This window comes from Petralouisia sp., from assembly GCF_056822245.1.
On the sequence record NZ_JBQIOP010000023.1, the window covers coordinates 43,854 to 68,349 of the forward strand.

A 24,496-nucleotide genomic window follows, 5' to 3' on the forward strand; every position below is an offset into this window, starting at 1 on the left:
TGCAGATAGGCGTGGTGTAGATATAGTAATAAAAAGCATGGAGTCTTATGAAAAAGTATAGGTTTATAACTGCCTGCATGTTAATTTTACTGGCATTTCTATTGTTCAATATTTTTAATGGGAATAGGAATTCGACCATAGAAACATTCAATGCGGATGCTACAACAAAGGAAGAAATTACGGATGAACTGGTCATAGCTTTATTTATTGAGGACATTACCAATGCAGTTACAAATTTTTATTCAGAATATTATTCGGGAGAAATTGCAGTTTACGATTATGAAATAGAGATTGTAGATATTGGAAAGAAAGAGCCGGGATTTATTTCTGTAAAATTCGGTGTTACTCCACAGGTAGGGGCGCACAATCCTTTAGGATATGATGAACTGGCTTATCGTGTTGAGTCAAGTGGGAGTAAAGAACTGGCGGGCTATGAACATCTAAAAAACTATGAAGTGCCGGAGAAGTTTCAAAAGTATATGATAAAGCCTATTGAGTGAGAATATTTCTGTGAAAATGGTGTTGAAATTTAGGCGATATTGTCGAATTTTGTCATGGTGTCTTAGTTTCCGGCAGATACGGACACGGAAAGCCGGGAAAGCCCGTAAATCCGCCATTTTTGGCACTACATAGCTTTGAAAGATACATTATTTCCGTGTGCTTTTAAGGGCATTTTTACATTGGCGATAGTACAAACTGTTGTTCTGAGGTTGTTTTGCCTGATAGTATATACTCGTAGGCAAAAGTCGCTTATTATCACGGAAACCCGGATACTATCAGGCAAAACTCCATACTATCACGCAAAAGTCGATACTCGCAGGCAAAACCCATATACAAACACGGAAACTGCCTGTATTATCACGGAAACCTGCTGGGAGTTTTCGTGATAATATAAGGGTTTCCGTGATAGTATGCAGAGTTTCCGTGTTTGCATATGATAAAAACGGTAAAAACTAAATGGAATATTGATGAGACGAGGAAAGGGCTGTTCAATGGCTCTTTTTTGCTTTCCATTTCCAAAAAATAGTCGTTTCATGCCATCGGGTAAAAAACAGAAAAATTTTATGATATAATTCAGGGGATTCCTACTTTAGCAGGAACGGCTTTCTTTCGAAGTAATAGGGAAAAGCAGAATCCATCAATGGCTTGTGAGGCTTATCGGCAAAGCACAGAAAATCTGAAATCCTATATCTATGCGGAAATGAAAATCGCTTAATTGATACAAAGTGCAAGAACAGAATACTAGAAAAACCGTTGAAAACTAGGGCTTCCGGCACATTTGATGTGTACGGAAGCCCTTATAAGTTTTTCAGGTTCATAGCAGTGGCATGGAAAAAGGCGGCAGGCAGAGGGCAGGGGGGTTCACTTCTGCACCCTCCCCAACAGGCATTTGAACCCTGTGTCCAGAAAAAGTGAACCCCCGTGTCCATTTGCACCCTTCCTTATATCTTCAGCACTATGTCCACAAAAAATTCCGTATCGCTGTTGGAGGCTTTTGCCGAGCCTCCATATTTTTCGGCAACCGCGGCAATGGCGGAAAGTCCAATCCCGTTCCCATTGTCCTTTGTGGAGAGGTATCCTTCCTTCCCTTTACGGACTTTCCCGTCAAAGCTGTTGGTGGAAACGACATACAGGCTTCTGCCGTGGCGAACCTGTGCGGTCAGGCAGAAATACCGGGAGCCTTCCGGCACGGTCAGGCATCCGGCGATGGCGTTGTCCATCAGGTTCCCGAACAGCCCCGTCATGTCAAGCTCCAAAAAGGGGGACGGCTCTGGAAGCTCAATGCTCCAGTCTGTCCGGATGCCCGCGGCTGCGGCTGTCTCATGGTAATGGCCGAAAAGGGCGTTCAGCGCCGCGTTCTTACAGTAATTTGCAATGGCGTGCCGGTCAAGTATGGTTTCATATTCCGCTACGTGCGCCCGGATGCTGCCGTTATCGCCCTGCTCGGCAAGGGAGGCAATCAGTCGCAGGGAATGGCGGAAATCATGGCGGAGCTTCGCAGTCTGCCGGACGTGTTCTAACAGCACATGGTACTGGCGGGACTGCATCTCAAGCAGCTGGGAGCGTTCCTTTAATTCTGCCTGTTCCAGTATGAGCGCCGCACCGCGGTAGAACAGGATATAGAACCCTGTAAGGACTGCGAGCGCGCCTGCCTCAGCCACAGGGAAGATCCAGTACATGCGTCCGGTGTGGAGGGTGGCATAGGACTGGGGGATGGCAATCACGTTCATGATCAGTGAAACAGCGGAAATCACAACCGTGGAATACCAGATTTTTGGGAAGCCAATCCGGTCCACCGTCCATGTGAAATGCCGTGTGACCGGCCGGAAGAAAGCGGCAAGCAGCAGGAGGGAGATCATGAGCTGGAAAAGCGCGGCTTCCGGGGAAAGGTCTGCCGCGCCCGATGCAGGATGGAGGAAAGCATCGAAGGAACAGGCAAACTGTGCCGGGAAGGATTCTATGGCGCAGACCCCCACATAAATAGCGAGGGAGCGGGGCAGGTCCAGGTCTACCGTGCGGCGGTACAGGAAAAAGAACAGCGCCAGGGATGGGAACAGCATCCAGTTCATGTGGATGGAAAACAGTGCGTAAAGCAGGGCTGTGGCAGCAGCGCAGGGCAGGAGGACAGCGGCACACAGTGCGGCAGTCTTTGACGGCGTAAACCGCATCCGTCCTTTTGCCGGAAGGTAACAGGACACCGCGCCTGGGATGAGGACCAGCAGCTGCAGGAGTGCTGACAGAAGCCTGTGCATATCCATGTTCATTCCCCCTTCCTGTGCCGCTGTCTGCTGCGTATTTTCTCAAAATGGTAATCGCTTGCCATCTGCTCTACCCTGGCACTGTCACGCACACGGACCGGGAACCTGGCTCCGCTTTCCATGACGCAGCATCCGTTTTTAAATTCAAGGATGAATTCGGCATTCACGGCAATACCTTTATTGATGGGGATGAAGCGGGCGTCGCCGCCTGTTTTTTCCATGAATTCCGGCATGGTCATGCGGCACCGCAGCCCCCTGCCGTCTGCAAGTGTGACCATTATGTAATGTGCGTCCGTGGCTGCGGAAGCAATGTCACTCAGGAACACGCGCACGGTTTTCCTGTCCGCGGCAAGTTCTATGTATTTCTGTTCCTGCGGCAGCACTTTCACGGCATCCGCCAGTATGTCAAAGATGCGCTTTTCAGAAAAAGGCTTGGTGACATATTCAAAGGCGTGGCAGGAGAAGGCGTCCGGCATGAAATCCGTGCTGGAGGTCAGGAACACAAGGAGGCAGCCGCTGTCAGACTTACGCATTTCCAGTGCGGCGGCGACCCCGTCCATGCCTTCCATATAGATATCCATGAACACAAGGTCAAAGCTGCCGCCGCTAAACGCCTCAAGAAAATCCCCTGCGCTGCAGAAGGGGACTGCCTCCACAGGGTATCCGGCGCTTCTGCCGAAACTGTTGCAGAGCTTTCCCATCCCGTCCAGGTATTCCTGTTCATCATCCACTAAAGCTATCTTTAAAATAGGTTTCACCTCAATTCGTATAAAAATCCAATCTAAGTATAGCACAAAAGAAGATAAGTTTCAAATCTGCCAGCCTCCCATTTAAAAATTCCCTGACGTTCTTGCCAGAAAATTGACGTTCCTGCCAGAAGCCTTGTTTTTTACCGGAATTCCGCTATCTTAAAAATAGGAATTTTTTGCGGAAGGAGGTTGACAGGGCATGGCACAGCGGGAGATAATTAACGACAGACAGACAGACAGACAGACAGACAGACAGACAGACAGACAGACAGACAGACAGACAGACAGACAGACAGACAGACAGGATAATACTGTCCTTTTGTCATGTCTTTTTACATATAGTTCCATCAGAACCAGGACCGCCAGGGGCGGGCATTTCCTGCAGGCTTATCATGCCGTGCAGGATGCCGCGCTCCCCGGCGGTCTTTTTGCGTTTTCACAGGAGGGAAAAGGAGGGAACGGGAATGGATGCCGTTGTTTTTACGAAGAGCAGGCAGGAATATGGGATGCTTTCAGGGATACTTGCGGATGAGTCACCAGGAATGCGTGTGTCGCAGGGCAGCATGGACGGGCATTACCACCTGGAACATAAGTACGACATTGTGGTGGTAGGCGTGGATGGCGCGCAGGGGATGGAGCTTGTCTGCGCTTACCGGGAGCGGTTTGGCGATGCGCTGGTGATATGGATTACGGATGACCCCTATTTTGCGGGGGTTGCGATACGGACGCACATTTTTGACTTTATCGTCCGCCCGCTTGCGGAATCCCGGTTCAGGGAGACGGTAAGGAAACTCATGGCAGGAAAAACTGATTCGTGGCAGAAGATGCCCGCCTGCTGGCGGGGAATGGAAATAGACTGCCTGTAAGAATTTGAAGTGGAGGATTATCATTATGGAACCTGTTTTTATATCAAATAGAGGAAGGCTGAAGCGGAAAATGGCGCACCGCGTTATGGGAATACTCCTGTCGGCGGCGGTGGCATTCAATATGCTCCCGGCTGGCGGATTCGCCGCATACGCTTCGGAGGGAAAGGCCGGGCTGTGCGAACACCACGCCGCGCACACGGACGATTGCGGCTACACGGAAGAAACGCCGGGAACACTATGCGGCCACGAACACACAGAAGATTGCTATATTGAAGTGACCGAGTGCGTCCACGAGCATACGCCGGAGTGTTACCCAGAGGAAACAGAGGACAGCGTATCGGGCAACGAGGCTACACCGGCAAACGCAGAGAAACGGGAGCCGGAAAACTGCCCCCATATCTGCGATGGGGAAAGCGGCTGTATTACGGAAAAATTGGACTGCCGGCATGAGCATGACAGCGAGTGCGGCTACACCGAAAGTACGCCGGGAACACCATGCACCTATGTGTGTGAAATCTGCAATCCGCAGGACAGCGGCGAAGCCGACGAGGAACCGGAAACAGGAATCATCAAACAAGAGCAATGCTCTTGTTTGACCCTCTGTACAGAGGGTCAAATCAATCCTGACTGCCCGGTCTGCGGCGCAGAGGATGCCGGCCTGTCGGACTGCAAAGGGAAAGCTGAAAAAGAAGATACAAAACAGCCGGAAGATACCGGCATCTGCAAGCATCATCAGGAACATGACGATGCCTGCGGCTACCAGCCGGAATCGGAGGACAGTGAAGGAAGTCCGTGTACTTATGAGTGCCGTATCTGCCCCATTGAGGACTTGATCGCCGCCCTGCCCGATACGGTGACGGAGGACAATGCGGCGGATGTGCGGGCACAGCTTGACCATATCCTCGACCTCTACCGGGAGCTGAACGAGGGCGAACAGGAAAAGATTGATATATCCCACTGTCTGGAGCTGCAAGAGGCGCTGGATGCGGCCAATATACCTGATCCGGTGGAGGAGGGGACGCCTGATTTGGAGTTGTTTGGACAGAAGGTCTGTAGCGGTGACAGCGGAGATGGCTGGAGCTATGCAGACGGTGTTCTGACATTAGCGGATTATCATTCTGATAATTCCGGTGAGGTTTTTGTTCACATCACCAATGCCGACCTGGAGTTTACGCTTTATCTAAAGGGGGATAATTCTGTAAAAACGAGTGAAAAACTCATTTATGGAAATGCGTTTGGAAGTACAACGATTACAGGAGATCAGGGGGCTTCCCTTTCTTTGGATGGAAAAAGTTGGTCTGACCGCTATATTTTTATTCGCGGAGTAAACGTGGATGTCACCACACAGGGGATGATTTTTCTTTCCTATGACATGGAGATCAACAACGCAACAGTGAACTTCAACATGAATGGGTCAAATGGTTATATTTACACTACGCACGGTGGTTTAACCATAAAAAATCGCAGCGATGTGACCATAACCAATTTGTCAGGCGCTGTTGATTACTGTGTTGCAACCAATAAAGCAGCAATCACCGACAGCACATTGAAGATAACCAATCCCAGCGGTTTTGGAGTGTATGTGACGAAGATATCCACACAGGTATCGGAGTATAAGGCGTCTATTACCAATTCCACGATATCAGCTTATGTTCCTGATGCAGGTATCCATTGTGAGGAAGAGATGGCTGTTACCAATTCACAGGTGACAGGCAGCGGCCGGTTTCTGCTTCGCTCTAAGAAAGCGATTACCGTGGATGACAGCAGTACGATGAAGGGAATTATCTATGAATTTTTCAATTCCGATATGGGAGCGGCTTATCAGGTTTACGGCAGCCACACCCTTGCAGCGAATTTGACTGTGGCGGAGAACGGTTCTTTCGTGATTCCGGATGGAGCTGCGCTGACGATTCCAGATGGCATTATATTAGAAAACAACGGTACGATGCGTATCCATGAAAAGGATTCTCTGACCGGAACAGGCGCTTTGACAGGGAACGGAAAATTCCTGATCGATGTAAATGAGGATATGATTTCTGTTCCGGAAGGACGGGTTTATACAGGGAAGGACTATACAGACCAGATTATATTGGAAGAGAACGCTACGGTTTGCGGGGTGGAGTTTACCGCAGATACAAAGGGCTGGACGCGTAACATCGAACCGGCAGTTGTAAAAGATGCAGGAGAGTATAAGGTTACATTCACTAAAGGCGATAAGGAAATCCGCAAGACATTTACCGTGGTGCAATCCGGCACGCAGTTTGTAGGGGATGGTGTTGTGAAAACCTATAAAGGCAGCGTAGTGTGCAGTGACTTCACTGCTGATGATACCATCACTGTCAAGGCCACGCCCACCGCAACCGGGGCGGCTCCAACAAAAGCGGCGGCACGTCTGCGGAGCGGACCGACTGCAGGCCAGATGGCGGTGTTTGTGGGTGATATGCAGGTGTCCGAGGCGGTGGACGTTGGTGCAGACGGCAGCTACGCGATAGCAGTAAAGGCCGCTGATGTGCTGAAACAGGGGAATGTGGTGCCGAATGGCGACCCCATCACCCTGACCGCGAAATTCGTAGGGAATAACAATATGGCGGACGCGGCAGGGACGGTGCCAGTCAACATTTCCGCCGTTGCGAAGGTCGTAAATGGCAGCTCCACCACCTTCGTGGGCGCTTTGGCCGATGCGTTCACAGAAGGAAACTCCGGCGCAACAGTAACCCTGCTGTCGGAGGCAGATTTAGGTACCAACTACATTCGCATCTTCGATAGCTGCACCTTCACGTTGGATTTGAACGGTCAAACTGTCAAAGCAGCTGACTATGGCGCATTTAATATCTTAGGTGGCAGCATTACCATTCAAGACAGCGGAACCGGTGGAAAGATTGAGAGTTCAAATATTACAGTCAGTGTAATTGGCGGAACTCTATCCATCGAAAGCGGGACTGTTTCGGGATTTTACGGTGTGGCAATTACCAGTGGAACCGTCAATATTTCCGGCGGAGTTATCTCGGGAGAGGAAACGGGATTGTGGGTAGACAATTCCGGGAAAGCAGTTCTCTCCGGCGGAGTTATCTCGGGAGAGGAAACGGGATTGTGGGTACACAATTCCGGGAAAGCAGTTCTCTCCGGCGGAACCCTCATAGGAAGATATGCAGTATCTATAAATGCCGATGCGTCTGTCACGCTGAAAAATCTACTTGCGGAGGGCTATGCCTATCACAGAAATAACCTACCTGTTACAAAGGCAGAAGGATGGGTGGATAGCAATACTTGGGGGGAAGTATCGCTTGATACAAAAGCCACGCTGACCGGCACAGTGACGGTGAAGAAGTGCAACCATACCGGCGAGGGCGTCTGTGAGTACACCCATGCCACCAGCACCACCACCCACCAGCAGACCTGCCTTGCCTGCGGCAAGAAATGGGACGAAGAAAATTGCAGCTACACTGACAGTAGGTGTGCCTGCGGTTCCACGTTGTCTGTTGCCCTGGCAGGTACGGAGAGGCTGATCTATGATGGCAATCCTCGTGAACCCGGAGTTACCGTTACGCTGGACGGCACAAAGCTGGCGGAGACAGACTATGGCGTAACCTATGCCAATAACATCAATGCTGGTACGGATACTGCCACCGTCACTGTCAAAGGCAAAGAAAATTACAGTTTTGAGATAAAGAAAACATTCTCCATAGAAAAGGCGGAACAGAAAGATTTTGCAGCCACGGCAGTGACAACGCAGTATGAAAAGAACGGAACATTCATCCTGTCCACCACCGGAGGAAGTGGGGACGGCGCAGTCCTTTACCGGGTTCCTGAAAATAACGGCGTACTTATGGTAAACGGCGACCAGGCGACCATCATCGGAGTGGGAACCGTGGCAGTCACCGCAACCAAAGCGGAGAGCGACAATTACAAAGCGGCAACGGCAACAGGGAAGATTACGATAGAGAAAGCGCCTGCACCGGCTATTACTTATCCTACGGCAGGCAGTATCGCCTACGGGCAGAAATTATCTGACAGTGCCCTGACCGGAGGCAGTACGGAGTACGGGACATTTGCATGGGAAAACGGCAGTATGGTACCGGCTGTGGATAATACTGGCTATACGGTGGTATTCACGGCAAGTGGAGAAACGAAGAAAAACTATGAAACAATCACAGATACGACCCAAAAGGTGTCAGTCAAAGTAGAAAAAGCGGTTCCTGCAGTCAGCATCACGGCAGCGGTCTCCGGCAGCAAAGACGACCGGCAGTCAGCGATTACCGTGAACGTGGCAAAGGCAGGCGCAGGCGCTTTCCCCACAGGAACGGTAACCTTCATAGACTGCACGGGCAGTACGGAAGTGGAGATAGGGGCAGCCACGTTAAGTAATGGCACAGCCTCTTACACATGGGATGGGCTTCTGGATAAAACGTATACCATAAAGGCGGTTTATGCAGGCGACAGCAATTATAAGGAAGCTGTAAGCCGGGAGTTTACCTTTGATGCGGCGAAGCAGAACCAGCAGGATTTCGCCCTGGATGCAATCGGGGCAAAGACCTATGGCGATGCTGCTGTCACCCTTAAGACCACCGGAGGAAACGGCAGCGGCGCGGTCAGGTATGAAAGCTCTGATGAGGATGTGATCCGCATAGAGGACGGCAGGGCAGTCATTGTGGGGGCAGGCACAGCCACCATCACCGCCATAAAAGAGGGGGATGACAAATACAACGAGGCTTCCGCAAGCAGGAATGTCACGGTTGCGAAGAAGGCGCTCACGGTGAGGGCTGACAGCAAGACGGTTGTGAGGGGGAATCCCATGCCTGCATTTACTTACCGGGCGGACGGCCTGGTGAACGGCGATACCTTTACGACAGCCCCTTCCATAATAGCCGGTGTACAGAATACGGACACCCTTGGAAAATATGATATTGTGATAAACGGCGGCACGCTGCGAAACAGCGAAAGCTATCATATCACTTATGTGAACGGCACATTGAATATCGTGGAACGCTTTTACACCGTCACCGTGACGGATGGCACGGGCGGCGGCGAATATGCCGAGGGGGACACCGTGACGGTCACGGCAAATGACAGAAGCGGCTATACCTTTACCGGCTGGAGCAGCGAAGACGGCGTTGGTTTTGCCGACAGCAAAGCAAAGACCACAACTTTTACCATGCCCGCAAAATCAGTGACCGTAAAGGCGAACTACACCCGCAACAGCAGCGGCGGAAACAATGGCGGCGGTTCGGGTGATGGTGGAAATTCGGGCGGTTCCGGTAATAATGGTGGCGGAAATTCCGGGGACAATGAAAATAACGGCGGACAGGGCAGCGGCGGAGGTGACAGTACAAATCCGGGCAATGGAAGCAATACGCCGCAGATACCCGTGATCCCGCCAGCAGATAATACAAATCCAGGTAACGAAGCCACACCGGGAACAGGGACAACGCCCGTAAATCCGGGAACCGGAAATACAGTAAGGCCGGGAACTACTCCGGGCAGCGGCAGCGCGGGGACACCCGCACAGGGGACAAAACAGCCATTCATCAAGGGAGCGGACGGCAAGATTGGCTGGGAGGTCATCCGCGCCGAGGAAGAAAACGCAGAGGAAGGCAGCGTTATCAACGTGGATATGAACGGTTCCACCGTGGTTCCGGGAGATATATTTGACAGCATTAAGGGAAAGGACATCACCATCACCTTCGACATGGGCAGCGGCATCCTCTGGAGTGTGGACGGGAAGAACATCACCACCGACAAGGCGGGCGACATTGATTTTTCCGTAAAGACGGGCGTAAAGACTGTGCCGGTTGATATTATTAACAATGTCACCGGGGAGAATTACAGCATCCAGATCAGCCTCGCCTATGAAGGGGAGTTCGGCTTTACGGCGGTACTTTCCATAAATCTTGGCAAAGAGAACGCCGGATACACGGCAAGCCTGTATTATTACAACGAAAGCACAGGGGAGCTTGAATTTATCTGTAAAGACCAGATCGCAGAGGACGGCACGGTATCCCTTGCATTCACCCATGCGTCCGATTATGTGATCGCGATAGACGGGGAACAGGAAGAAGGAGACGGCGCTGCGGAACCCATACAGCCGGAAGGAACCGATGGGGAAGCCGGGGACGGGACGGCGGAGAACAGCAGTGTGCCGGAAAATCCGGGTACCGGGCAGACAGGCGCGGTATGGTGGATTATGATAGTGATCCTCCTGCTGACAGCCGCTATCGGTGCAGGAGTGTTCGTGGCAGTAAAGAAGAAAGGGAAAGATGAAAACGGCAGGCAGTGACCGGAAGGGCTGCCGTATGCCGTGGAGATGCAAAGAAGGGCATTGCGGGAGAACCCCCTCGCCCCTGGGCGACAAAAGAAAAGGGGACCGGGATTATCTGCCCGGTTCCCTTTCGGCATAAACAGCCAAAGGAGGGTGGAAAATGATTCCTGAAAAAGATGAATACCCGATGGAACAGTTAAGATGCCCAAGATGCGGCGGGCGTCTGCTGGACATAGGGACGGATTCCCCCGGAAAGGTGGAGATCACAACGAAATGCCCCAAATGCAACAACCTTGTCACGGCAGTATGGGAACCAAAAAAAGAATAATGCATACATAAGGGCAGCCGGGAACGCTAAAAATCCGGCTGCCTTTTTATTGCAAAACTGTATAGGAAATAAAAACCGGGCAATACTTTATAACATGGATGGAAAATATTGGAAACACGTTTCCCCGGCATACGGGAAACGGGGAAAGGAAGCCATATGATGGAAACAGGTGTATGCCCGGTATGCAGCCGGAGGGTGCTGGACGTCAGGCGCGACAGGGCTTTTGAAGTCGTTTTCAGGCTTAGATGCCCGCACTGCGGAAAAATAGTAAAGATCATCATGCCGGCGGCATGACAAATCCAGTGTAAACAGAATAATGTTTACGACCGAGCGAGTGGGACCGCTTAAACAACGAGTCACCGAATGGCCGGAGTAAAGCTAGAGATTCAAGTAGCTTACTCCGGCCTTTTTTCGTTGCCGGGTGTGTCCCATATCTGCATCAAGGCGTATCTGGCTTTACGAAGGCGTAAAGAAAGGAACGCCTTATGTCTTTTAGGAAAATCACAGTAAAGTCAGGGAATGAAGAAATCACAATGGATGTCACGGAAGAGGAATACCAGAGGTATTACCGCCCGTGGTGGCGGATGAAGAAAAAGGAACAGCGGAACCGTGAGGCGATGGAGCAGAACGGCTACACGGAAGAATCCTACGAGGGATGGAAGGACGGGCTTACGGACGGGCAGGAGGACGAAGGCCCGCAGGTGGAAGGCGCGGATGCGGTCATTGAAAAAAGGGAACTGCTGGAAATCCTGGGGGAAGCCCTGGATGCGCTCCTTCCGGAGGAAAGGGAGCTGGCTGTCAGGGTGATCGGTGAGGAAATGCCGGTGGCTGAGTTTGCCCGGATGAAAAAAGAGAACAGGAGGACGCTTGTCAGCCGCAGGGACAGGGTGTTGGAGAAGCTGCGCCTGTTTTTCGAGGACAGGGGATTTGATGTGCATAAATGACATTATCTGACGGCATACGGAATAATCCGGCATATTTCCGTATGTTTGTCGAACGGTTTATAAATTTCTTCCTGTTTTCCTTCGCCACTTTCCAAAAAAATGTCATTACGGTTTTTAGGAGGGTATATTTTGGGAGCCTTCCAAAACGGCAGGAAAGGAGGGAACGGAGCCTATGGAAAAGTCACAGGAGCTTATCGGCATCCTGCAGGCAATCAGCATCGTTGCGAAAAGCCTCGCCGCCAAGCTGATGCAGATCGAGAAGGAAGTGGAAGCCTATGAAGCCGCAAAAGCGGCACATGACAGGAAAATGAAGAAAGGATGGAGGCACTGATGCGTAAGAAGGTTTTTATCTGCAGCCCCTTCCGGGGAGACATGGAAGGGAATGCAAGGAAAGCGGCGGCCTACAGCCGCATGGCGTGTGAGGAAGGGTATCTTCCCATCGCACCGCACCTTTTATTCCCTCAGTTCTTGAATGAGGGGATAGAGGGAGAACGGCGGCTCGGCATCGCTATGGGGATGGAGCTGCTTGCCCTGTGTGATGAGGTGTGGGTGTTCGGGGAAGCCACCGAAGGGATGGCGGCGGAGATTGCATCTGCCACAGAACAGGGAGGGAAATTGCAGAGGATGTCGGAAGTCCGTGCGGTGCTGGCAGAGAAGGCCAACGCCGGACATACGGCGGAAGTAAAAGCGCTCATCAAAGGGCGTGGGGCGGGGCGGCTGTCGGAGATTGATCCGGCAGAATATCCCGCGCTCCTTGTGGAGGCAGAGAGGCTGTGATGGGGAAGGAATGGAGCGGATGGAAGGGAACCTGCGGGATACTGCCCGCAGGCTTTTTTTGTTTTTCCATTCCAGGTTTTAAAACTGCTGTTTTCTGCGGACTGTGGCATAGGAGGTGGCGGCCAATGACGCTTGAAGAAATGAGGTTAGTAGATGTGAGGACGGTTGACCGGGATTCGCTGGTGGATGTGACGCGGGTCCATATTGATGAGGGCCTGCCGAAGGAGGAGCGGCTTAAGGAGTTTGTCCGGCAGGTGAAAAATCCGTACTGCTTCCGTGTTGGGAATGTTGTGGTCAAGAACGTGTACAGCGGTGACGGGGTATCGCTGAGGGAGCGGTTTGAGCAGTTCGCAAGAACCCTTTGAGTTCTCGGACATTGTAAGAAGTCCTCAGGACATCGCGCCATGTCATGGAAAAATCCCGGGAACCGTGGTAAGGTGGAATCCTAAAGGACTATTGCCTGTGCGGCCTCTGGTTTCTGGATTATCCGGATTGGGCACCGGATAAGGAAGAACAGGACAGGAGGATTGCAGATGGAAACGTTGAATTCTAAAACATATCATGCAGCCGTGTACCTGCGGCTGTCCAGGGAGGACGGTGACGTTGCGGAGGGCAGCAGGGCTCTCAGCAACAGCATCTCCAACCAGAAAGAGCTGGTCATGGACTATCTGAGGTCCCACGCCGAGATCCAGGTCTATTCCGTTTATACGGATGATGGATGGAGCGGCGTTGATTTTCAAAGGCCGGAATTCCAGAGGATGTTGAGCGATATCTGGGAAGGTTCTGTTGACTGCGTGGTCGTAAAGGACCTGTCCCGGTTCGGCAGGAACTATATTGAGTCCGGGAGGTACATTGAGAAGATTTTCCCCATGCTGGGGGTGCGGTTCATTGCTGTCAATGATGGTTACGACAGCCTGGACGGGCAGTATGGGAATGACATGGTCATCCCGTTCAAGAACCTCATCAATGATGCGTACTGCCGGGATATTTCCGTGAAGATACGGAGCCATATGGAGGTCAAGAGGAAGAACGGGGAGTATATCGGGGCTTTTGCTGCCTATGGGTATCTGAAGGACCCGGAGGATAAGAACCATCTGGTGGTTGATGGATATGCGGCGGATGTGGTGCGGGATATCTTCGCCATGAAGCTGGCCGGGTGCAGCTTGAAAGCGATTGCGGACAGACTGAACCGGGACGGCATACTGTCCCCGCTGCAGTATAAGAAGAGCATCGGTATCCGGCTGGAGAGTTCCTTCCAGAAAGACATGGAGCCGAAGTGGAGTTACAATGCGGTTCTGCGGATTTTGAAAAATGAGGTATATGTCGGCACGGTTGTCCAGGGGAAATGTACCACGCCGAATTACAAGGTCAAGAAGCGTGTGTATAAGGACGAGAGCGAGTGGGTACGTGTGGGGGATGTCCATGAGGCGATTGTGGGCAGGAGCGAGTTTGAATTGGTGCAGTCGCTGCTTGCGAGGGATACAAGGGTGTCCCCGAAAAAGGGGAAGGTCTTCCCGCTGGCCGGGATGGTGTTCTGTGGGGGCTGTGGGGAGCCGATGGTCCGCAAGACGGTCCCTTCCGGGGATAAGAGGTATGTGTATTATGTCTGTTCCGGGCATAAGAATGACAGGGCTTCCTGTTCATCCCATAGTTTTTCCGCAAAGAAGCTGGAGGAGAGCGTGCTGGCGCTGGTACAGACTTTTATCGGGAAGGTGTTGATGCTGTCGGAGGCGGCAGATATTGTCAGCCAGGCATCAGGGATGGCGCCGGACGTGGGGAAGATTGAAAGCCGGATTGCGAAGCTGAGGGAAGAGGCGGAGGACTGCGGCAGGAGGCGGAAGAACCTGTATGAGGATTTCAAGGACGGCATCCTCACGAAGGAAGAGTATGCCATGCTCCGGGAGCAGTACCAGGCGCAGGCGGCCGGGATTGAGGCTTCCATTGCCTCCCTGGAAAAGGAGAAGGACGGCATCCAGACGGGGCAGACGGCAGGACAGGAATGGGTTGAAGCCCTGAAAGGGTACAAGGGCGTGGAGACGCTTGACCGGGGGCTGGCGGCATTCCTCATTGACCGGATCGAGGTCATGGATTCAGATACCCTGCGGGTGTCCTACCGGTTTGAGAAGGAAGCGGTGGAGATGGAGCGCTTTGTGATGATGTATAGGAAGGAGGCGGTCTGACATGGCGAGGAAGAGTAGGAAAGAAAGCGCGAAGGCTGCGGCGGCATCCGCCCCTGCGGCAGGCATGAAGGTGTACAGGACTGCTGTGTATGTCCGGCTGTCCAGGGAGGACGGGAGGAAGATAGAGAGCGACACGGTGGAGAACCAGAGGGCGCTGCTGGAGGGTTTTGTGGACGGGGAGCCGTCACTGGAGCTGGCAGGTGTGTATGTTGACCGGCATGTGACTGGCACGAAGTTTGACCGCCCGGAGTTCAACCGGATGATTTCTGATATGAAGGCCGGGAGGATTGACTGCATCGTGGTCAAGGATCTGTCAAGGCTTGGGAGGAATTATCTGGAGGCCGGGGATTACATTGAGAAGATCTTCCCGTTCTTCGGGGTGCGGTTCATTGCGGTGACGGATCACTATGACAGCCTTACGTCCGGCACGGCGGAGGACGGGCTGGTGGTGCCGCTGAAAAACCTCATCAATGAGGCGTATGCGAAGGATATTTCAAGGAAGGTCTGCTCCACCTTTGACGGGCTGTTTGAGAAGGGTATTTATCTTGCCACGACGGCGGCATATGGGTACAAAAAGGATCCGGAGGACAGCCACGGCCTTCTGGTGGATGAAAATGTGAGGGATGTGGTGGTCAGGATTTTTAAGGAGCGGCTGGAAGGGAAGAGCCTGGCACAGATTGCAAGGGGGCTGAACGCGGACGGCATCATGGCTCCCAGTGTGTACTGGCAGAGCATCGGCGTGATACACAAGGAAAAATATACGAACCTGTGGGAAGGGAAGCAAGTGAGGCGCATCCTGGAGAACGTGGTCTATACCGGGGATGTGGAGATATCCAAGACCTACAGGGCATATTACAGGGGCATCACGAGGGCGGTATCCAGGGATAAGGGGGAGCGTTTCTATGTAGAGGGTCACCATGAGGCGCTCATTGACCATGGGACTTTTGACAGGGTGCAGGAGCTGATGCAGGAGACGAGGGCCTGTTATGAGGCGGGACGGCAGAACCTTGGCGGGGAGCGGAACAAAAGGGAGGATAAGCTGCAGGGGCTCCTCTATTGCGGGCACTGCGGGAATAAGATGAACCTGTACCGGAAGACGGTGAAGCTGGTGAATGGTTGCGGGCATTACAGCACATATGTATGCAGGCGTGCGGCCACCTATGGAGAGGCTGACCCGCCGAAGAACATCAAGGCGGAGACCATGGAAGGGATTGTAATGGAGCTGCTGAAAGCACATATTTCCTTATATGTGGATGCAAGGGGGCGGATGCGGATGCTGAACCAGAAGCCGGAGACGGCGGAGAAGAGGTCTGCATTGAAGAAGGAGCTTTCCGGGAAAGAAGCCCGCAAGGAGAAGATTGGCGGCTTCATCCGGGCTTTGTATGCGGATTTCGCTGACGGCGTTTTCTCCGAGGGGGAGTACCTGGAGATGAAGGCCGGGTATGTCTCTGAACTGGAGGCGCTGGATGCGGAGATGGCAGGGCTGAAAGCAGAGATGGAAGGGCTTACCCCGGATTATGCCGGGGATAAAGAAATGGCGGCAGCCTTTGGGAAGTATCTGGGAGCGGTGGAGCTGACAAGGGAGATGGCGCAGACATTCATAAGGAAGATTGTCTGCTATGGCAGTGACCGGTTTGAGGTGGAGTACACTTTTGCGGAAGAACTGGCAGAACTGGTGGAAAAGGGAGGAGCTGATGCGGCATGAGGGAAAAGACGGCAGTGCTTCCGGCGGGTTATACCATATGCGCTTATATGAGGCTTTCCAATGAGGACAGGGATATGTTCGGGAGGAAGGTGGAGAGTGGGAGCATCACTTCACAGCGCAGGCTGATCATGGATTTTATCAATCGTCAGCCGGAGTTTAAGGGGTGCAGGGTGATTGAGCGGTGCGATGACGGGCTTTCGGGCAGGTATTTTGATACCAGGCCGCAGTTTACGGATATGATCAATCTGGCGAAGCAGGGGAAGGTGGACTGCATCATCGTGAAGGACTGTTCCAGGTTCGGGCGGGATTATGTGGAGCTGGGGGATTATTTGGAGCAGCTGTTCCCCTTCCTGAGGGTGCGGTTCATCTCCGTCAATGACCATTATGACAGCGACCGGGACGAGGGCGGTCTGGACATCGCTTTCAAGAACCTTGTCTATGATATTTATTCAAGGGATCTGTCAAAGAAGGTCAGGCAAGCGAGAGAGCGGCTGGCCGTGCAGGGGAAGTACACGGCGGGGCAGACGCTTTACGGGTACAGGAAGAAAAGGGAAGATAAGCACAGGCTGGAGCCTGACCCGGAGACGGCCCCGGTTGTCCGGGAGATCTTTGATATGAGGCTGGCCGGCATGGGGCTTTCCGACATTGCAAGAAACCTGAATGACCGGGGCATCGGGTGTCCGACCGTGTTCCTGCATGGGAAAGGGGAGGTTGTGAACAGGAAGGATGGCTTTGACAGGATGTGCTGGACGGGCGGCGTCATCAATGGAGTGCTCCAGAATGAAATCTATACGGGGGCTGTGGTTTCCCTGAAAAGCACGATGGACAGCAGGAAGGGGAAGCTGGTGGTGAGGCCGAAGGATGAATGGGTGCGTGTGGATGGGATGCATGAGGCGATCGTCACGAAGGAGGAGTTCAGGCGGGTACAGGAGATGGTGGGCGCCAAGAAGCCGGCGGCTGGGAAGAGAAAGATGCGTTATGCCTGCGGGGTGTGTGGGAAGCGGCTGACCAGGAGGAACGGGACGGACCTTTACTGCAACCGGGGGTATATGCTGAAGGACTGTGAGTGCCGGCAGGTGGTGATGAAGGAGCCGGAGGCGGACGCAGTGGTGCTGGGGGAATTGAAGAGGAAACTGCGGCGGGTTCTGGATGAAGAGGAGCTGAGGCTGGAGAGGCGGGCGGATGTCCCGGCGGTCGGGAGCAGGGTGGAGAGCCTGAGGAACGCGCTGGAGGCGGCGAAGAAGGCGAAGCAGAGGCTGTTTGAGAAACTGGCGGACAGGGAGATTGAGCGGGCGGTGTTTTTGGAGAGGAAGAAGGGATATGATGCGGAGATCGGAAGGCTGGAGCAGGAGATTTCGGATGCGGGGCTGGCGGGGAGGATTGACAGGGATGCGGATAGCGAGGCGCGGGAGCGGGCAGATGTGGCGAGGTCTTTTCTGGATGTGGGGGAGATGACGGAGGAGATTTGGAGGCGGTTCGTGAAAGCGGCTTGCGTGTATCCGGATGGGAGGATTGAGATTCGGTGGAATTTTGGGGATGAAATGGAGTGAGGAATGTGGCACCTGGGCGGGAATGTCTGGGTGCCAAAAATTTTTTGAAAAATTTGTTAGTGTATAGTTGACAGAATCGGGCGGCTCCGGTTCAGGCAAGACGAGATTTTTTATAAAGCTCAATCTCATGCAGATGCATAGTTCCTACGTGGTTACTGATCCGAACAGATAAGTATAATAAGGTTATAGGGAAGCGCGCACCCTCAAAGAAAGGAGGTTACACACCATGAAAAAGCAGACAGAGAAAGACAAACTCACCGCCCTATACGAAAGGCTCTCCCATGACGATGAGCGAGCCGGGGAATCCGTAAGCATTGAGAACCAGAAGCGGATTTTAGAGGACTACGCAAGGAAAAACGGCTTTACCAATATCCGGCACTTTACAGATGACGGAATCCGGGGAACTACGTTCAAGCGTCCGGGGCTTGACGCTATGTTGGACGAAATCCGGGCGGGGAACGTGGCAACGGTTATCATCAAAGACCAGAGCCGAATCGGGCGTGACGTGGTTGAAGTGGGGCTTTTAAAGCGCACCTTTGATGAATACCATGTGCGTTTTATCGCCGCCAATGACAACCTTGACACCGCCAACGGCTTTGATATTATGTCTATCTTCCGTGACGTGATAAACGAGTGGTATGTTGCCGACACCAGCCGCAAAATCAAAGCTGTTTTTAAGTCCAGAATGGAAAAGGGCTTGCGCTGTTCGGGCAGTGTCTGCTATGGCTACCGCGCTTCCAAAGAAGAAAAAGGCGAATGGGTGATTGACGAGGAAGCCGCCGCCATTGTGCGCCGCATCTTCCAGAGCGTCCTTGCCGGGGAAACCATAGCCAGCATAGCAAAGGCACTCCGCGCCGAGAAAATCCCTATCCCGTCCGAGCATTGGAAACGGACAGGGGAGCCAGTCAGGGCGGCAAAATACACAGACCCCTACGCATGGTCAGCGACCACTATCGGCTACATACTGAAACGCCCGGAATACACAGGGCGCAAGGTATTAGGGAAAACCGTATGCGAGAACTACAAGACAAAAAGCAGCCGCAAGACCGCGCCGGAGGAACAGTATATCTTCGAGGGAGCAATCCCCGCCATTGTGGACGTGGAAACATGGCAGACCGTACAGAAGATACGGGAAACCGTGCGCCGCGCACCAAAACGGCAGAACGCCCCTAACCGCTTGACCGGGCTTCTCTACTGCGCCGACTGCGGCTCTAAACTCACACACCGCTATACCCTTGTGCAAGGGAAATGGATTGAGGACGCTTTCATCTGCTCCGGCTACCGCCATTTAATCCATGACTGCACCATGCACCATATCCCCACGGCAAAGGTTGAAGCCGCTATCCTTGCCGTAATCCAGCGGGTAAGCTGGTATGTGCGGCACAATGAAAAAGAGTTTACCGAGCGTGTCCGGGAAGCGTCCGACCAGAACCAAGAAAAGACCGTCAAGGAATGTAAGCAGAAAATCAGTAAGGCACAGAAGCGGCACAAGGAGCTGGACGGGCTTGTGAAAAAGCTGTATGAGGGCAACGCCACAGGCAAGATACCCGACAAACATTTTACCCGGCTTCTTGCCGAATATGACGAGGAACAGACCGGGCTGGAAGCGTCCATAGCGGAATGGCAAAGGCAGATTGAAAGCTGGAACGCCGACAAGCTGAAAACAGACCAGTTTATCCAGCTTGTGAAACGCTATACCGATTTTTCCGAACTCACAACGCCCATGCTCAACGAGTTTATCGAGAAAGTGATTGTGCATGAGGGCGAGGGGCGGGGGAATGACCGCCGCCAGCGGATAGACATTTATTTAAACTTTATCGGCGCATTTGAAGTACCCGCCCATATCGTCACCCCGGCAGAGGTGGAGGAACAACGCCGCCAGCAGGAGGAACAGGCGGCAAAGGAAGCACGGTCAAAGGAGCTTGCAAAGGCGCGGTATGAGAAGCGCAAGGCAGAAAAACGGGCATTTACCGCAAGGAAGAAAGCGGGGCTTCTCACCCCGGAGGAACAGGAAGCCGAGGAAAAGCGGCTTGCACAGAACAGGGAACGGCAAAAGGAATGGCGGGAGAAACGAAAAGCCACAGAGCCGCCCAAGCCGCCTAAGAAGAAATCACTAAAGGAGCTTATGGAGATTGAAAAGACCGGGGCAGAGCTTACGCCGGAGGAAACGGAACGGCTTGCAGAACACCGCCGGAAAAAAGCCGCACAGCATAAGGCGTGGCGCGAAAGGCAGAAAGCCGGACAGCCAAAGACAAGGACGCTCAAAGAGCTTGCCGCCGCCCAAAAAGAGGGGGAAGCCTTAACGCCGGAGGAAGCGGAACGGCTGGAAGCCCACAAGAGCCGGAAAAAGGCAGCAAGGGAAAAGCTGGTACAGCAAGCCGAAAGCGACCCGGCAGCGGCGGCAGAACTGGCAAAGCAGAGGGCGTATGCTTCCGAAGCCACCAAGAAATCCCGACAGAAAATGTATGAGGAAGCCGCCACTGGAAACCCCGAAGCGGTAGAACGCTATGAGAATTACCTTGCCGCAAGGAGGGAAGCATACCACAGGAAAAAACAGGAAGCAGAGAGAACCGCATAGCCGCCCCGTCTGAACATCAAGAGCCGGAAAAGCAAGGGCGCATTGTGGAAATGTGCATAACAGGCTATGGAATCATGGATAACTCTATTCACAGCACATGGAAAAGCAAAGGGCAGCTTTCCCACGTCCTGCAAACAGAGTTACCCACAATTCCATAAGACAGCCAGTTATACACATTACGGCACAATGCCGACTACTACGGAATCCCTCTTTTTCTTTATCTTTTAAAACATATTTTTATTTTACGGAATATAGGTTAGCCCCCATTTTGTCATAGCGTAAAAGACAGGCAATAATGCTGCGCCTTTATCAGTTAGAGAATATTCTACATGGGGAGGAATTTCGTTAAATTGTATTCGTGACACCAACCCGTCTTTTTCCAGTTCGCGCAAAGAAGAAGTGAGCATTGTATTTGTAATGCCGTCAATGTTTTTTCTCAATTCGCCAAAACGTATAGGGGATTTAATACACATTTCGTAAATAATCTGAAATTTCCATTTGCCTTGTAACATGATAATTAAAGATGTTACCGGGCAATTACCAGCTTCGGTGAGAATACCGATTTTAACTTTTTGTGTCCATTCGTCATAAGTTAAATCCTTATCCATACTGAATCGTCCTTTCTTTAGGATATGAATATATCAAATATGTGTTTAACAGTATGGTCTACCATACTATGTAAGAATATTCTGCGTACTTGAAGAACATTTCAAACTAAGTATAATTATCTTATCAGTAAAAGTCAACAAAGGCTCTGCTGTAATTCAAAAATTTTATCAAAGAAAGGATAGTTTTATCATGAAAGAAATTAACATTGAACAGGCAACAGCAGTTACCTCACCAGACCCGCTTATGCTGCTTTGCACAACAAAGGAAGATGGAAGCCTTAATATGGCTCCGGTATCGTTCTTTATGTACTCATCTTATAACCCGCCTATGCTTGCATTTGCAATGGGAAAAGAATCTAATTCCGGCAGTAACATTCGCCGGACAGGAAAAGCGGTTTTTGCTGCTCCGGGTGTCAGCTTAAACAATGCAGTAATGGCATATGGTTCTTTCAGCGGCAACGAGCAGGACAAGCTGAAAGAAACACCGATTGTGTTACAAAATATTGAGGGAAGCAATATTCAAATTCCAGAGGATACACGAGTTGCCTTTGTGGTATCCCTTGCACAAACTATGGAATCCGGCGACCATTACTTGTATCTTTGCAACATTGAGAAAATCGTTGCAGATGAATCAAAAGACGCATTATTTGCATGGGACGGTTATGCGAAAGTTGCTCCGGCACAGGAAAAATAAATTAGTGTAATAAAAAAGTAGACAAATCAATCAACGGAAACAAAAGTTATAAGCACCATTGTGGACAGCCTATTCAATTTTAGGCTGATAATTCAGAGGGGCGATAGCTTAAAATGCTACCGCCCTTTTGGATATTATAGGCAATTAATAAAAATGTATATTTCTGTTTGTTTTATGGAGGTGATTTATCTTGAGCATAATAGAAAAAGAAATTGTTACAAAAGACTTGATTACAAAATCGAATTTACCAGCCAGTGATTATGTAATCAATCCTTATGTTGGCTGCCCTCACGCTTGCAAATACTGCTATGCCCGTTTTATGAAACGATTTACAGGACATACAGAAGAATGGGGAAATTTTATAGATATAAAGCGTTGTGATAAAACAATTAGTGTAAAAAAGCTGTATCAAAAATCTGTATTTATTTCTTCTGTAACGGATTGTTATAATCCTTTTGAAGCAAAATATCAAGTGACAAGAAATGTTTTAAAGCAGCTAAAGAAAGCGGATTGTTTGATTACTATTTCCACAAAGTCTGATTTGATACTAAGAGATATTGACATATTAACAGAGCTGAAAAATTTAGTAGTTGCAATTTCTATTAACACTTTAGATAACGATTTTCAAAGTGATATGGATAACGCCAGCAGCATTACACAGCGGATTACAGCATTAAAGGAATTACATAAACAGGGTATTTATACAGTTTTATTTATGTCACCCATATTTCCGTATATAACAGATTTTAAGAAAATCATTGAAGCAACAGCAGCGTTTGTATGTGAATATTGGTTCGAGAATTTGAATCTTCGTGGGAATTACAAACAGGATATTTTTCAATACGTTTCTGAAAAATACCCACAATATTTAAGTGGTTATAAAGACATATATAACAATAAGAACATGGAATATTGGAAACAATTATCCGATGATATAGCTAGTTATTGCGCTCAAAAAAATATCAAGTATACAAATTATTTTTATCATAGTTTACTTGTTGCAGAAAAAAAGCAGTCAAACGCTAAAGACAATCAGAGGGCGACAATATAAAATTGCCGCCCCTCTGGATTATAAATGCAACCGTAACCCAAGCACCGCCCCATGTGGGAGAAAGGAGGATTTTTCTATGGCTTGTACAGAAGCATACAAAGAACATATCGTGTATTCTTTCAACGCCTTTTGCAAAGTTGTCATACGCTATGCCGCTATCAACGCATGGCGCGACAGGAACAGGCGGCGGCAAAAAGAAATATCCTTTGAATACCTCACAGAAGAAAAGTTCTACCCTCTAAGCACATCAGACGAATTTCTCAAATCACCCTACGAACAATACCCCGTTACGATATGCGGTCAGACAATCATACTCACCAATGGGGAGCTTGCCGCCGCCCTGTTATCATTGCCGGAGAAAAAGAGGGAAATCATTTACCTTTACTTTTTCGGGAATTACACACAGCAGGAAATCGCGGATTTATACGGGCATTGTAAAAGTACGGCATGGCATTACATACACAGTGCGTTACAGATGTTGCAGAAAGAAATGGAGGGATTTTCGCATGGGGAATACTAACCTTGTGCCATATGAAACCATTGTCCGGGCGACCAGCGGAGAGCCGGAAGCCGTGGACGAGGTTTTACGGCATTACAGCAAACGAATCCGCTTTGCCGCCCTTGAAAACGGACACGTCAACACAGACACCGAGGACAGCATAAAACAGCGGCTTATCACCGCCCTGTTCCAGTTCCGCTTTGATTGAAAAGGGCTGCATAACGGGAGGTGGTATTTGTCGGGAAAATAGTCATGCTTACATTCAGCGACACCGAAGAAAAAGCGGTTGAGAAAGCCATAGCCGCCCTTGCCGATATGATACCGCTGGAAGCCATACAGCCGCCCCATTCCCCGGCGCTTATTTTTCCGGGATTGGAAATCAGATTACACCAACGCCGGGTATTAAAAGACGGCACGGACATTTACCTCACCCGTTTAGAATACGGCGCACTCTGTTACCTTGCCGCCAGTCCGGGGAGGGTATTCACAAAGGCGCAAATCTTTGAAGCCGTGTGGAGCATGGAAAGCGAAAGCTGCCAGTCAAACGTGACAAATGTGATATGCAATCTACGGAAAAAGATAGAGCCGGACAGCCGCCGCCCCACCTACATAAAGACCGTTTTAGGCATAGGCTACAAGTTTACTTCCGGGGAATAGCAACAGGATAACCGCCGCTATTGGCGAAGATACGAAACAGGAAATCAAGGAAAAAGGTTTCCTGTTTTTTTGCGCCCATTTTGCTTATTTCCGGCTTTACTGTATGGGAAAATACCGCCGCAAAATTGGCTCAATCCACGCCACGCAAGCCGGGGGAAAACGGCGAAAGCCAGCACAGCGGAATCCGTCAGTTACTAAGAGCAAGATTCTACCACAGTACCAAATTTCGCTAATCGCTCATTTTGTCCTATGGGAATCTTGTTGGGGTTGCCACCCCAAGCCCGCCTTTTTGCGG

21 protein-coding genes are annotated in these 24,496 nt (G+C 50.9%); 18 read left to right on the plus strand and 3 right to left on the minus strand.

The window, feature by feature from the left end:
- The first annotated feature begins 47 nt into the window (after positions 1-47).
- Positions 48-500, plus strand: coding sequence for a DUF3888 domain-containing protein (locus tag ACTO17_RS10820; RefSeq protein WP_482557936.1), 453 nt, complete (start codon positions 48-50; stop codon positions 498-500).
- A gap of 942 nt (positions 501-1,442) precedes the next feature.
- On the opposite strand, the gene ACTO17_RS10825 is transcribed toward ACTO17_RS10820, so the two are convergent.
- The gene (locus tag ACTO17_RS10825; protein WP_482557937.1) at positions 1,443-2,765 is read right to left on the minus strand and encodes an ATP-binding protein; all 1,323 of its coding nucleotides are present in this window, start codon (positions 2,763-2,765) and stop codon (positions 1,443-1,445) included.
- A complete protein-coding gene (locus ACTO17_RS10830; RefSeq protein WP_482557938.1) occupies positions 2,762-3,517 on the minus strand; it encodes a LytR/AlgR family response regulator transcription factor in 756 nt (251 codons plus the stop codon). The genes ACTO17_RS10825 and ACTO17_RS10830 overlap by 4 nt, the downstream gene beginning before the upstream one ends.
- A gap of 190 nt (positions 3,518-3,707) precedes the next feature.
- Between ACTO17_RS10830 and ACTO17_RS10835 the strand changes: the two genes are divergently transcribed.
- The 12 genes from ACTO17_RS10835 to ACTO17_RS10890 all read left to right on the plus strand — a co-directional run bounded on the left by ACTO17_RS10835 (position 3,708) and on the right by ACTO17_RS10890 (position 20,692).
- A complete protein-coding gene (locus tag ACTO17_RS10835) occupies positions 3,708-4,040 on the plus strand; it encodes a hypothetical protein (RefSeq protein WP_482557939.1) in 333 nt (110 codons plus the stop codon).
- Positions 3,973-4,374 carry a response regulator gene (locus ACTO17_RS10840; protein ID WP_482557940.1) on the plus strand — a complete coding sequence of 134 codons (402 nt, stop codon included), beginning with the start codon at positions 3,973-3,975 and terminating at the stop codon, positions 4,372-4,374. Before ACTO17_RS10835 ends, ACTO17_RS10840 begins: the two co-directional genes overlap by 68 nt.
- 25 nt (positions 4,375-4,399) lie before the next feature.
- Positions 4,400-10,648: an InlB B-repeat-containing protein gene (locus tag ACTO17_RS10845; protein WP_482557941.1), complete on the plus strand. Its 6,249-nt coding sequence runs from the start codon at positions 4,400-4,402 to the stop codon at positions 10,646-10,648.
- Between the two features lie 142 nt (positions 10,649-10,790).
- A complete protein-coding gene (locus tag ACTO17_RS10850) occupies positions 10,791-10,958 on the plus strand; it encodes a hypothetical protein (RefSeq protein ID WP_172550538.1) in 168 nt (55 codons plus the stop codon).
- A gap of 485 nt (positions 10,959-11,443) precedes the next feature.
- A complete protein-coding gene (locus ACTO17_RS10855) occupies positions 11,444-11,902 on the plus strand; it encodes an RNA polymerase sigma factor (protein ID WP_482557942.1) in 459 nt (152 codons plus the stop codon).
- Positions 11,903-12,074: 172 nt separating this feature from the next.
- On the plus strand, positions 12,075-12,233 hold the full coding sequence (locus ACTO17_RS10860) for a hypothetical protein (protein WP_016303006.1): 159 nt from the start codon (positions 12,075-12,077) through the stop codon (positions 12,231-12,233).
- Positions 12,233-12,679, plus strand: coding sequence for a DUF7768 domain-containing protein (locus ACTO17_RS10865; RefSeq protein ID WP_482557943.1), 447 nt, complete (start codon positions 12,233-12,235; stop codon positions 12,677-12,679). The genes ACTO17_RS10860 and ACTO17_RS10865 overlap by 1 nt, the downstream gene beginning before the upstream one ends.
- A gap of 125 nt (positions 12,680-12,804) precedes the next feature.
- Positions 12,805-13,044, plus strand: a complete 240-nt coding sequence (locus ACTO17_RS10870; protein WP_482557944.1) for a DUF6870 family protein — start codon at positions 12,805-12,807, stop codon at positions 13,042-13,044.
- A 168-nt stretch (positions 13,045-13,212) separates the two neighbouring features.
- A complete protein-coding gene (locus tag ACTO17_RS10875) occupies positions 13,213-14,859 on the plus strand; it encodes a recombinase family protein (RefSeq protein ID WP_482557945.1) in 1,647 nt (548 codons plus the stop codon).
- 1 nt (position 14,860) lies between these two features.
- The gene (locus ACTO17_RS10880) at positions 14,861-16,564 is read left to right on the plus strand and encodes a recombinase family protein (RefSeq protein WP_482557946.1); all 1,704 of its coding nucleotides are present in this window, start codon (positions 14,861-14,863) and stop codon (positions 16,562-16,564) included.
- Complete coding sequence (locus ACTO17_RS10885) at positions 16,561-18,114, plus strand: recombinase family protein (protein WP_482557947.1); 1,554 nt, start codon at positions 16,561-16,563, stop codon at positions 18,112-18,114. Before ACTO17_RS10880 ends, ACTO17_RS10885 begins: the two co-directional genes overlap by 4 nt.
- 226 nt (positions 18,115-18,340) lie before the next feature.
- Entirely contained in the window at positions 18,341-20,692 is a 2,352-nt protein-coding gene (locus ACTO17_RS10890) for a DUF4368 domain-containing protein (RefSeq protein ID WP_482557948.1), read from the plus strand.
- Positions 20,693-20,934: 242 nt separating this feature from the next.
- Here the strand turns inward: ACTO17_RS10890 and ACTO17_RS10895 are convergent, their stop codons facing one another.
- A complete protein-coding gene (locus ACTO17_RS10895) occupies positions 20,935-21,300 on the minus strand; it encodes a winged helix-turn-helix transcriptional regulator (protein WP_120408113.1) in 366 nt (121 codons plus the stop codon).
- Positions 21,301-21,490: 190 nt separating this feature from the next.
- Between ACTO17_RS10895 and ACTO17_RS10900 the strand changes: the two genes are divergently transcribed.
- The 5 genes from ACTO17_RS10900 to ACTO17_RS10920 all read left to right on the plus strand — a co-directional run bounded on the left by ACTO17_RS10900 (position 21,491) and on the right by ACTO17_RS10920 (position 24,201).
- Positions 21,491-21,994 carry a flavin reductase family protein gene (locus ACTO17_RS10900; protein WP_482557949.1) on the plus strand — a complete coding sequence of 168 codons (504 nt, stop codon included), beginning with the start codon at positions 21,491-21,493 and terminating at the stop codon, positions 21,992-21,994.
- Positions 21,995-22,184: 190 nt separating this feature from the next.
- Positions 22,185-23,045, plus strand: coding sequence for a radical SAM protein (locus tag ACTO17_RS10905; RefSeq protein WP_482557950.1), 861 nt, complete (start codon positions 22,185-22,187; stop codon positions 23,043-23,045).
- A gap of 76 nt (positions 23,046-23,121) precedes the next feature.
- Positions 23,122-23,565 carry an RNA polymerase sigma factor gene (locus tag ACTO17_RS10910; RefSeq protein WP_160573165.1) on the plus strand — a complete coding sequence of 148 codons (444 nt, stop codon included), beginning with the start codon at positions 23,122-23,124 and terminating at the stop codon, positions 23,563-23,565.
- A complete protein-coding gene (locus ACTO17_RS10915) occupies positions 23,552-23,752 on the plus strand; it encodes a helix-turn-helix domain-containing protein (protein WP_322203798.1) in 201 nt (66 codons plus the stop codon). Before ACTO17_RS10910 ends, ACTO17_RS10915 begins: the two co-directional genes overlap by 14 nt.
- 44 nt (positions 23,753-23,796) lie before the next feature.
- Positions 23,797-24,201 (plus strand): winged helix-turn-helix domain-containing protein, encoded by a 405-nt coding sequence (locus ACTO17_RS10920; protein ID WP_482557951.1) that lies wholly within the window; start codon positions 23,797-23,799, stop codon positions 24,199-24,201.
- Positions 24,202-24,496: the final 295 nt, after the last annotated feature.